The following is an 11,727-nucleotide window of genomic DNA, read 5'->3' as shown; positions in this document are numbered from 1 at the left end:
TTTTGAATGGTTAAAGCAATAATCTTTAGATTCATTTAAGAATGGTTGCACTTATAATTCTTTTCAGCGAAATGAATTTATATCAGGCAATAAACAGTTAATTAAATATAGTGATATTTAATTAAATTTAAAGATTCAAAATCGATTATTTATTAATAATAAATAAACTTAATTGTAATTGTAAATTTAAATTAATCTGAGCCTTGGCATATAAATTTGGTGCTATGATTTAATTGAGTCTTACCTCTATTATACTATCGGAGATTATTATGAGCTTTAAATATCATCGTATTGATAAAGATAATGCCGCTGTTCTGTTGGTAGACCATCAAGCAGGATTACTCTCTTTAGTCAGAGATATCGAGCCAGATAAATTCAATAATAATGTATTAGCATTAGCCAATGCCGCTAAATACTTTAATCTACCTACCATTTTGACCACCTCATTTGAAGATGGCCCTAATGGCCCTCTAATGCCTCAGCTCGTCGAAATGTTTCCAGATGCCCCTTATATCGCCCGCCCTGGACAAATTAATGCATGGGATAATGAAGACTTTGTCAAAGCAGTTAAAGCGACAGGCAAAAAACAACTGATTATTGCAGGTGTTGTGACTGAGGTTTGTGTCGCATTCCCTGCATTATCAGCACTTGAAGAAGGTTTTGAAGTGTTTGTTGTAACCGATGCTTCAGGGACTTTCAATGCTATTGCTCGTGACTCTGCGTGGGATAGAATGTCAAAAGCAGGGGCGCAATTAATTAACTGGTTTGGTTTAGCTTGTGAGTTACACCGTGATTGGCGTAATGATGTTGAAGGATTAGGCACACTGTTTGCTAACCATATTCCAGACTATCGTAATCTTATGACAAGCTATAATACTTTAACAAAAAAGTAAGCGGTTAATTTAAGTTTTATTCAAAAATAGGGCTTATATTATTTTTTGAAAAGTATAATTTAATTAAAATTTAAATTTATTAAATTATAGATATAAGCCCTTAATTAATAACCGGATCGAAAATGAAAAACAAAATATTAAAAACAACCGCTATTGCGATGGCATTAAGTGTGGGTGTTGCACAAGCGGCTGAATATAAAGCAAGTACTGCTGAAGGCCCAATAAAAATAGTCAACCTAAAAGCCATGGAAGCACAAGTTCAAGCTAATATGGAAAAAGGCGCTTTTGGTTATATTCGAGGTGGTGCTGAAGACGAAAATAATTTACGTTTAAATACGACTGCATTTGATAAAAAATATATTATGCCTCGGTCATTACAAGGCATCGAATTTTCTGACTTAAATTTAAAAACAGAATTTTTGGGTATTAAATTAGATACGCCTATTATTCAGGCACCGATGGCAGCTCAAGGGCTTGCTCATCAACAAGGCGAAGTCGCCACAGCAAAAGGTATGGCAAAAGCAGGTTCTATTTTTTCATTAAGTACTTATGGTAATAAAACCATTAAAGAAGTGGCAGATGCTCAACCGGGTTATCCTTTCTTCTTTCAATTGTATATGAGTAAAAATGACGCCTTTAACGAGTATATTTTATCTCAAGCAAAACAGTATGGCGCTAAAGGTATTATTATGACTATCGACTCTTCGGTTGGTGGTTATCGTGAAGATGACGTGAAAAATAATTTCCAATTCCCATTAGGCTTTGCCAACTTAGAAGCATTCGCAAAAATAAGCGATGATAAATCTAAGACAGGTAAAGGTGCGGGTATTAGCGAAATTTATGCACAAGCTAAACAAGCCTTCACACCAGCAGATATTCAATATGTGAAGAAAATGTCTGGTTTACCAGTGATTGTAAAAGGTATCGAATCACCTGAAGATGCAGATACTGCCATTAAAGCTGGCGCAGATGCGATTTGGGTGTCTAACCATGGTGGTCGTCAATTAGACAGCGCACCAGCAACCATTGATGTATTACCTGCGATTGCTAAAGTGGTGAATAAACGTGTACCTATTGTTTTCGATAGTGGCGTACGTCGTGGCTCTCATGTCTTTAAAGCGTTAGCGAGTGGTGCAGATGTTGTGGCTGTTGGTCGCCCGATCCTTTATGGATTAAATTTAGGGGGAGCTGAAGGTGTAAATTCAGTTATCCAACATTTAAATAAAGAATTAAAAATTAATATGATGTTAGGTGGCGCAAAAACAGTAAAAGATATTCAGGCAACACATCTTTATACTGATGCTAGCTTTAATCAATAATTAGCTTATTTATTAAGTTAAGAAGAATAAAAACCCCACGCTTAAGTTGAGTGTGGGGTTTTGTCTAATGGCTCATTAAAGATTTATTTTTCAGTTGATGGTGTCTCACCAAAACAGAGATTATTTTGATTATTAATGCCACCATCGGGAGATGAATAACCTAAACAACCCAACATTGAATCAAAAATATTGTGATGATAGAACGTGCGCTCCGCAACTTGATTGCGTTTTAGGTTATCAAATAACTGCTTGTTTTCAGGCTCTGCTAAATAGCTATCCGACATCCAAACTAAGAAAGGCACTTTAAATTGTTCTGGTGGTGCGATTTCTTTTGGTGTGCCGTGTAAGCCACCTTTTTCTGAAATAGACTCACCGTGATCGGAGGTATAAAACACAATGGCTTTTTTATCGCGTAATGTGTCGAGTATGCCATCAATAAAATAATCGGTATAAAGAATAGAGTTGTCATAAGCATTCACTAATTGCTCTTTAGTACACTCATCATCCACATTTAAACATTCAGGTTGATATTTTTTGAATGATTCTGGGTAACGTTGAGAATACATAAAGTGAGAGCCTTTAGTGTGTAAAATCACTAAATGATTTCCTTTTGGACGCTGAGAAACCGCATTCGCCGTTTCAGCAATTAATAAAGTATCATCAAGTTCTTTACCAAAGTTGCTGTTTTTGGCAGTCATCATCTCTTTCATCGCATAATTATCTAAATCAAGCTTATTGTAAAACCACAATTCGCTTTGCATTGAAAAGAGTTCTGATGTCATACCTAGCTGTTTCAGAACTGAGAAAATATTGTTCTCTTTTAATGTTCGCTGATCGTTACTTTCTGTTCCGTTTTCTCGCACAAACATACATTTTAATGAAAGCTTGGTTGCGGTATCACAAGAAATACCTTTAAAGGCGACAAGATTTTTTTCTTGGCTTAATAGAGGATTGGTTTGACGCTCATATCCTAATAATCCCATATGATCCCATCTTGCTGTTTCACCAATAATAAAGACAACATACACATCCTCATTAGCCTTTGATGGTTGGTATGTGAAATGATCAGCGGGATCAAAAATATTTTGGTTATTAAACGTATCGTCATACTGCGTTATTGCATATTGGAATAATGGAATGATCCAGTTTGTGGGCAAGTATGCATAACTTAAGCCACCACTGTAGCTTGGTAAATCTAAGTTATTTTTGATTTCGTAGGCTTTCTGTTTTGAATCTAAGGTCTTTAGATAAGCAAATACAGCGACGGCAATCACAAGCATTTTAGCTGTGTTTTTTATCCAGATTTTTTTCTTCTGCTCTGTAGTGAGATTTTTTTCTGGTTTTTTACATAGCCAAATAAGTGCTAATGGCAAAATAGATAAGCCAACAATCCAAATAATGACATTAGGACTAACCAGCTCTTTTGATAAATCGGTATCTGTAGTGAGTGTTGAAATGATAATACCGTAACCAATGACAACATCGTAAAACGAAATATAGTAGCTAGCACAAACGCTGACGATAAGAATAAAAGAAGCGACTATTTTAAAAAAAAGGGAACCAAAAAAGGAAAGAAAACGCAGTAAAAAGAAGGTAAAGGCAATATTAACGACAACTTCACCTAGAATATATAATACATCAATGAGGGGGTTATTTGTATTCTGTGTGCCGTATCGGCCAATGTAAACGGAAATATTTAGAAAAAAACCAAGATAGATAGCTAAAAAAAGGACAATATTTTCTTTCGAAAACCTTAAAAACTTTAATTTTTGCATGTTCAGTTATTATCAATGTATAGGGTGTAGAGGTCTTTAAGACCACGAAGTTGTTTTCAGGTTCAGTATTATGTTCTTTTTTTTATTGAAGTTTAAAAATTTTTTATTTGAATTACATTAATATCAAAATTATTAGTTTTGAATAGTTCTAGTAAATAGGCGTATTGATAGTGATATTAGAAAGTTGTCATCATTATATATGGCAAGATCCTGATAGAGGCAGATAAGAACGTGTATTTGCACAATCGCTATTTTCGCTAAATAAAGAACATTCCTTCGCTATAACGTCTTATGTATAACGTGTTTTTATAGGTATCTTAATCGACATAAATATCGTCATTAGTGTCGAACATCGCTTGCTAATTTAATCTTCATTATTTTCTTACTGATTTTTTGATTTTATTTTTCTTTATTTTTCATTGTATTGCAGAAATATAAAAAAGCGTGCTTCTTTGGCACACTCTCTGCATAGATAGAGGAGAGAATCGGGTAATAACCTGAAAGTTGATGAACACAGGAGCAATGTTGATGAAAAAAGTCATCACGGTCTGTCCGTATTGCGCCTCAGGATGCAAAATCTACCTGAAGGTGGAAAACGGTAAAATCATTGGCGCTGAAGGAGCCAATGGTTTAACAAACCAAGGTGAGCTGTGTCTGAAAGGGTATTATGGATGGGATTTTATCCATGATACTAAGATACTGACTCCACGTCTTAAAACACCAATGATCCGTCGTGAAAGAGGCGGAAAATTAGAAGCGGTTTCTTGGGAAGAAGCGATTGAGTTTGCAAGTAGCAAGCTTCTTGCTATCAAAGAGAAATACGGTGCTAAATCTATTATGACAACCGGTTCATCACGAGGCCCGGGTAACGAAGCTAACTTCGTTATGCAGAAATTTGCTCGTGCGGTTATCGGAAATAATAATATAGACTGCTGTGCTCGTGTCTGACACGGCCCTTCGGTTGCAGGTCTGCAGCGTTCGGTCGGTAATGGTGCTATGAGCAACTCAATCGTTGAGATTGAGGATACCAAATGTCTATTTGTCTTCGGCTATAACGCCGCAGACTCGCATCCTATTGTTGCTCGCCGTATTGTTAAGGCGAAAGAAAAGGGTGCCAAAATTATTGTATGTGACCCTCGTTACATCGAAACAGCACGCTTAGCTGATTTACACTTAGGCTTGAAAAATGGCTCTAACATTGCGTTATTAAATGCGATTGCGCATGTGATTATTGAGGAAGGATTACATGATAAATCCTTTATCGAAAATCATACTGAGCAATTTGAAGAATATTGTAAGTTAGTTGAAAGCTATACACCTGAATCAGTTGAAGAAATAACAGGCTTAAGTGCGCAAATTATTCGTGAAGCTGCGCGTATGTACGCAAAAGCAGAAACAGCAACAATTCTTTGGGGGATGGGGGTGACTCAATTCTACCAAGGTGTTGAAACGGTTCGTTCACTGACTAGTTTGGCGTTATTAACTGGTAACTTAGGTAAAAAATATGTCGGGGTTGGCCCTGTTCGTGGTCAAAATAACGTACAAGGTGCGTGTGATATGGGAGCATTACCTAACACACTACCAGGTTATCAATACGTTACTGACGAAAAAGCGCGTGAGAAATTTGCTAAATTCTGGGGCATTGAATCTATGCCTGATGAGGTAGGCTATGCGTTGAGTGAAGTTCCTCATAATATCGATCATGGCTTATTAAAAGCGCATTATATAATGGGTGAAGATCCACTACAAACAGAGCCAGATTTAGCAACCATCCGTAGAACCTTTGAAAAGCTGGATCTACTGATAGTACAAGATATCTTTATGACCAAAACGGCGTCTATTGCTGATGTTATTTTCCCTGCAACATCATGGGGCGAGCATGAAGGTGTTTATACTGCAGCAGACCGTGGTTTCCAACGTTTCTATAAAGCGGTTGAACCTGTTGGTGATGTGAAAACAGACTGGCAAATTATCAGTCTGATGGCAACAGCAATGGGTTATCCAATGCATTACAACAATACCAAAGAAATTTGGGATGAGTTGCGTGAGTTATGCCCAATTTATTATGGTGCGACTTACGAAAAAATGGCGGACTTGGCTTATATTCAATGGCCTTGCCCAACAGAGGATAGCCCAGGTACACAATATCTGTACGAAGGCGGTAACTTTGATACCCCTAACGGTAAAGGTCAATTCTTTACTTGTGACTGGGCACCACCCATTGACAAACTTTCTGATGAATTCCCAATGGTACTGGCAACAGTCCGTGAAGTTGGGCACTACTCTTGTCGTTCAATGACAGGTAACTGTAAAGCATTGGCGGCATTAGCTGATGAGCCGGGCTATGTTCAGTTAAACACTGAAGATGCCAAACAACTAGGAATTAAAGATCAAGAGCTAGTTTGGATACGCTCCCGTCAAGGTAAAGTGATTACACGCGCTGCAGTCAGTGATAGACCGAATAAAGGCGCGGTATATATGACTTACCAGTGGTGGATTGGTGCTTGTAACGAACTCGTTGCAGAAAACTTAAGCCCAATTACTAAAACTCCTGAGTATAAGTATTGTGCAGTATGTGTTGAGCCAATCAAGGAGCAGGCTCAGGCAGAACACTATGTGAAAACGGAGTACAGCAATATTAAACGTCGTTTAAGAGAAGCCGCCGAGGGCTAATCTGACCTAATTAGTATTGTTTTTCTGCCTTAAGACCGAGTTTATTGACTTGATGTTAATAAACTCGGTTTTTTTATGGTTTTTTATTACTGTCGGCGTTTTTCCTCTTCTGCTTATCGTCAAAAAATCACTTAATTTTTGTTTGAATATTCACTATACGTTGGCTCACAATAAAAAAGTAATACGTTACTTTTAATATAATCCTTTTTAAATCAATTTGATAAATTGCTTTTTAATTTATGCAATAATAATTTATGACTAAGCAACTGACTGATTTAAATAAAGCGTTAAGGGTAAATCAGGGTGTGCATTCATTGAGTCGAATTTATGTGATGGGTGAGCATCAACGGTGGGATAACGAGATAATAAAACCATAAAATCTTGGTAAGCCTGATTTTTATTATCATGAGTGAAAATAGGTGTACCGCTATGATTTAATTCATTATCTGCAATTAATAGAACATCAAGATATTGCGCATTATTGTGTTCATAAAGCACATTTTCAGGGTTAATTTTTTGCCAAGGTGTTCCTATAGCTTCTTGTGGTGAATGGACACGTAAAGCACCAGTATTATCTTTTACATTATGCTTATTCATCATAACAATCATGGTGTGGTCAACGCCATCCTTATGCACACCTTCAATTGAAAGTTCGCTTAAAGAGTCTGGTTGAGCAATTAATCTTAAATGAAAAACAGTCGATATTGATTTTGGCGATTGTTGATCTGTTAAGTGACGAGGGGTAAATGCATTTCCTTGAATTAATAGCATTTTTAATTTTAACAAGGCTTGATAGGCCGTATTGCTCTGCCAGCGATCATCCAGCGCTCTAAAATGCCTTTGTGCACCGCTGTCTTCACGAATAAATCCATCTTCTTCGGTGAGAACAAAAGGTTGATACTCTAGTCTGGAGATGGTTTCGATATCATTATCAAAAAGGTAGCGTCCTGTTCGAGTATGGCGAAATGAAAGAGTTGGATCTTGCGCCAAATAGTCGCCATATTCCATTAATGTATTAATATCTTTTTCTTTAGCACCTAATTGTTTTATTAAATCAATGACAATATTTTGGGGAATAAAAACATATTTATTATTTTTGTACTCTTTCTTTATTTCACTAATTTTATCTATAAGCAGGCTATTCATATATAATATGCTCCATTGATTGTTTATATTATTAATAATTAATTAGAGGGTTATCTAATGAAATACGATCAATTAAATTATAGATAGAGACTAATAAGTTTCAAATAAATGAAATAAAAGAGTGTAATAAATTAATTACACTCTAATTAAATAAGTCATTATTTCAGAATTAAAGTATTTCTGGAATTGAAATACCTAAACGTTGCATTCGTGATAATAACGTTGTTCTTTTTAATCCTAATTTTAAAGCGGCACCTCTAGCGCCAGCAACTACACCGTTGGTTTCTCTTAATGCTTGAATGATCCTTTCTCGCTCCTCATCATCACTTTCTGGCGCATTAGTTTGCATACGCTTTTCAATAGATGAAGGTTGAGATAGCACCTGTTTTAAACGAGAGGGCTTATTAATGTGAAGCTCTTTTAACTGAAGATTTAATGTTGAACCTCGGGTTAAAATAACCGCACGCTCAATAATATTTTCAAGTTCACGGACATTACCCGGCCATGGATAAAGTGTTAATTGTTCCAATGCGTTAGCGGGAATACAATCTATTTTTCTATCCATTCTTCGCGCAATTTTTTGCGTAAAATGTTTTGCTAAAAGCGGAATATCTTCAGGTCGCTCTCTTAATGGCGGAATAATAATAGGAAAAACATTAAGACGATAATAAAGATCTTCTCTAAACTCACCTTCATCAGTTAATTCATGAAGATCTTTATTCGTGGCTGCAATCAGCCTAACATCAACAGGAATAACTTTATTACCACCCAGTCTTTCTATTTCTCGCTCTTGAAGAACACGCAGCAGTTTGGGTTGTAATTCAATGGGCATATCACCAATTTCATCTAGAAATAGTGTACTTTTATCCGCCATTTCAAATCGGCCGATATGTGTATTCGTTGCACCAGTGAATGCACCTTTATCGTGACCAAAGAGATCGCTTTCTAAAAGGCCAGAAGGTACGGCTGCGCAGTTCATTTTTATCATAGTCTTACTTTTTCGCTGACTTAGACGATGAATAGCGCGTGCAATTAATTCTTTACCCGTCCCTGTTTCACCCAATATAAGAACGGTACTATCACTTTGTGCCACTAATTCAATTTGTTCGAGAACATTATGCATAGCATCGCTTTGATAAATAATCTCACTAAAACCCGCATTATTATCTATCTGTTCATTAAGCCAAATATTCTCATTCTTTAAACTATCTTTTAAATGCGTTATTTCTTCATAAGCGGCCGCATTTTCAATGGCAATACCAATACGAGCCGCAATTTGTTGAAGCAATTGGCAAGTGTCGTTAGTAAAAACACTTCCTATTTCATGTGCTAAAATTAATAAACCGAGAGGTTTATGATTAAAAGCCAGTGGCAATAACAAAGCCGTCTGCATATTTTGCTTAATTAGACGCTTAATCAAAACATCTTCCTGATCTTCTTTATTAATATCAATTAAGACAGGTTTATTCTGATTAATAATTTCTTCGGCTTTGTTATTCGCGCTACTGAATTTACGTTGTTGGCGAATAACGGATTTTCCAGTCTGATAACGACTAGAATAAAGAATACCTTCACTATTATTTTGTGATGAGGTACGGCATAACATAAGACTAATATGGTTTAGTCCAAAAAAACGATGTATTTCTTTAGAGACTTCAGAAATAAGACCATCCATGTCTAGATGAGCTAATACAGAATTTGTGATATCAACCAAAATTCGATATTGGTTGCGCTCATTACGAAGGCTCTCCATAGTTTCAGCATTGTTACTGCTTAATTTCATGACACCACCGATTGCCCTAAAAAATTAGCTATATTGTAGTAGGTTTAGAATAAATTTATATCAATGACTGAATCATTTTTGATCCAACCCGCTATTTTTGTATATGTAATGAAACTTAAGAATATAAACGCATCAAACCATTATATAATTTAATATATAGCGATTTATTTTATCGTCAAATTTGTCGAATAATTTGACGAAGTGACTTATCTATTAATCAATAATCATTTTTATTTGAAAATTATTTAATTGAAAAATAAGGAATAGTTATATCAAAAATATATTGGCATGAACTGTGCTAGATTCATTCTATAGATACGCTAATTATTACTCTTAATTAGAATAAATCATTGCATTTATCGCCATATATAACGGCTATATATAACAAAGATCAGGAGAATATGATGAACCGTTTCATCATTGCAGACCCTAAAAAATGTATTGGTTGCCATACTTGTGAAGTGGCTTGTGTTGTGTCACATCAGCAAGCAGACCAAGATAATTTAGCCATTGACCAAATTAGTGAGCAAAATTTTCAACCGCGAATTCATGTGATCAAAGGATTCTCAATCAGTACGGCAGTTGTTTGTCATCAATGTGAAGATGCCCCTTGTGCCAATGTGTGCCCGAATGGCGCTATCATTCATAACAAAGATTATTACTATGTCGATCAGGAAAAATGTATCGGCTGTAAAACCTGCGTACTGGCTTGTCCTTATGGCACGATGGAAGTGGTTTCTCGTCCTGTTATGCGCAAATCAACCGCGCTTAATACCATTGAGGCATTTAAAGCGGAAGCAAATAAATGTGACTTATGCCACCACCGTGAAGCGGGTCCTGCATGTATTGAAGTCTGCCCAACTCATGCTCTAGTGTGTATTGATAGAGATGCACTTGAAGAGATGGTTAAAGAACGTCGTCGTAAAGCCGCTTTTGAAACCGGTGCTGAATTGTTGTTCTAAGATCAATAATAAAGCAACTATGTGCTGATACTATAGTTGCTATTATTTATTCTGCTTCAATAAGGTATCGACATGCATGAAATCACGCTTTGCCAGAGTGCATTTGAGATAATAGACTCTCAAGCTAAATTAAATAATGCAAAAAAAGTAAAAAGCGTATGGATGGAAATTGGCGCATTATCTTGTGTTGAAGTCAGTGCACTTGAATTTTGTTTTGATATTGTTTGCAGAGACACCCTTGCCCAAGGCTGTGAATTACATATTGAGATTATCCCCGCGAAAGCATGGTGTTGGGATTGTCATCAAGTTGTCACTGTTTCAACCTTTAATGCGGGTTGCCCGTCTTGTGGTAGCCAGAATCTGCGCGTTGAAAGTGACGATGCAATGCGAATAAAGCAAATAGAGATCGAATAGAGGTTGTTATGTGTCTTGGTATCCCAGGCCAGGTTGTTGAAGTTGGAAAAACAATCACTGAAAATGCAATGGTCGATGTTTGTGGCGTTAAACGAGAAGTTAATATTGCGCTAGTCTGTGAAGGCGAGCCTCATACGATGATCGGAAAATGGGTGCTAGTGCATGTAGGTTTTGCTATGAGTATCGTCAATGAAGAAGAAGCAAAAGAGACACTGGATGCTCTGATGGCCATGGGAGAAGTGGAAGATGATGTCTCTGCTTTTCTTTATGGTGAAGAGGGCGCACCAAAGAAAAATTGAGTTAGTTTTGTACTATTGCACGATTAATTTCTTTTTCTTATACTTAACCTTCATCTTTTAAAAGCTGGGACGGCCCAGCTTTTTGTCTTTGTATTCAGGGGACGACCCCAATTTATCGAGTAGGGGACGTTATGTCTTGGATTATTCTTCTTATTGCGGGTTTATTAGAGATCGTTTGGGCTGTCGGCCTTAAGTACACACACGGTTTTACGCGTTTAACACCAAGTATTATCACCATTAGTGCCATGGTTGTGAGCATGGGAATGTTATCTTATGCCATGAAAGGCCTACCAGCTGGCACGGCTTATGCGATTTGGACAGGCATTGGTGCTGTCGGTACGGCAATTTTTGGTATTCTCGTGTTTGGTGAATCAGCCAATATCTATCGTTTATTGAGTTTAGCAATGATTATTTTCGGTATTATTGGACTGAAATTAGCGAGCTAAACCAGAATATCAGGCAC

10 protein-coding genes are annotated in these 11,727 nt (G+C 36.6%); 7 read left to right on the top strand and 3 right to left on the bottom strand.

Going from position 1 to position 11,727, the window contains the following annotated elements:
* Nucleotides 1-269 precede the first annotated feature (269 nt).
* Nucleotides 270-893 (top strand): isochorismate family cysteine hydrolase YcaC, encoded by a 624-nt coding sequence (gene ycaC, locus DK861_RS05025; protein WP_072063835.1) that lies wholly within the window; start codon nt 270-272, stop codon nt 891-893.
* Between the two features lie 122 nt (nt 894-1,015).
* On the top strand, nt 1,016-2,212 hold the full coding sequence (locus DK861_RS05020; RefSeq protein ID WP_109399398.1) for a lactate oxidase: 1,197 nt from the start codon (nt 1,016-1,018) through the stop codon (nt 2,210-2,212).
* 83 nt (nt 2,213-2,295) lie between these two features.
* Here DK861_RS05020 and eptB read toward each other — a convergent pair whose 3' ends face one another.
* Nucleotides 2,296-3,987: a kdo(2)-lipid A phosphoethanolamine 7''-transferase gene (eptB, locus tag DK861_RS05015; protein WP_109399397.1), complete on the bottom strand. Its 1,692-nt coding sequence runs from the start codon at nt 3,985-3,987 to the stop codon at nt 2,296-2,298.
* Nucleotides 3,988-4,515: 528 nt separating this feature from the next.
* Between eptB and fdhF the strand changes: the two genes are divergently transcribed.
* Entirely contained in the window at nt 4,516-6,660 is a 2,145-nt protein-coding gene (fdhF, locus tag DK861_RS05010) for a formate dehydrogenase subunit alpha (protein WP_109399396.1), read from the top strand.
* 258 nt (nt 6,661-6,918) lie between these two features.
* Here the strand turns inward: fdhF and DK861_RS05005 are convergent, their stop codons facing one another.
* Together DK861_RS05005 and DK861_RS05000 are read right to left on the bottom strand one after the other, a co-directional pair.
* A complete protein-coding gene (locus DK861_RS05005) occupies nt 6,919-7,806 on the bottom strand; it encodes a 2OG-Fe dioxygenase family protein (RefSeq protein WP_109399395.1) in 888 nt (295 codons plus the stop codon).
* Nucleotides 7,807-7,975: 169 nt separating this feature from the next.
* Nucleotides 7,976-9,589 (bottom strand): sigma 54-interacting transcriptional regulator, encoded by a 1,614-nt coding sequence (locus DK861_RS05000; protein WP_072063829.1) that lies wholly within the window; start codon nt 9,587-9,589, stop codon nt 7,976-7,978.
* 404 nt (nt 9,590-9,993) lie between these two features.
* Between DK861_RS05000 and hydN the strand changes: the two genes are divergently transcribed.
* The 4 genes from hydN (at nt 9,994) to sugE (ending at nt 11,710) form a co-directional block, all read left to right on the top strand.
* On the top strand, nt 9,994-10,551 hold the full coding sequence (hydN, locus tag DK861_RS04995) for an electron transport protein HydN (protein ID WP_072063828.1): 558 nt from the start codon (nt 9,994-9,996) through the stop codon (nt 10,549-10,551).
* 72 nt (nt 10,552-10,623) lie between these two features.
* A complete protein-coding gene (gene hypA, locus DK861_RS04990; RefSeq protein ID WP_006535441.1) occupies nt 10,624-10,965 on the top strand; it encodes a hydrogenase maturation nickel metallochaperone HypA in 342 nt (113 codons plus the stop codon).
* A gap of 8 nt (nt 10,966-10,973) precedes the next feature.
* On the top strand, nt 10,974-11,264 hold the full coding sequence (hybG, locus tag DK861_RS04985) for a hydrogenase maturation factor HybG (RefSeq protein WP_036933156.1): 291 nt from the start codon (nt 10,974-10,976) through the stop codon (nt 11,262-11,264).
* A 131-nt stretch (nt 11,265-11,395) separates the two neighbouring features.
* A complete protein-coding gene (gene sugE, locus DK861_RS04980) occupies nt 11,396-11,710 on the top strand; it encodes a quaternary ammonium compound efflux SMR transporter SugE (protein ID WP_006535439.1) in 315 nt (104 codons plus the stop codon).
* Nucleotides 11,711-11,727: the final 17 nt, after the last annotated feature.

Source organism: Proteus sp. TJ1640 (assembly GCF_003144445.1).
GTDB classification, from domain to species: Bacteria; Pseudomonadota; Gammaproteobacteria; order Enterobacterales; family Enterobacteriaceae; genus Proteus; species Proteus penneri.
Note: the sequence above shows the minus strand (reverse complement) of the source record. Positions and strands in the feature narration are given on the sequence as shown.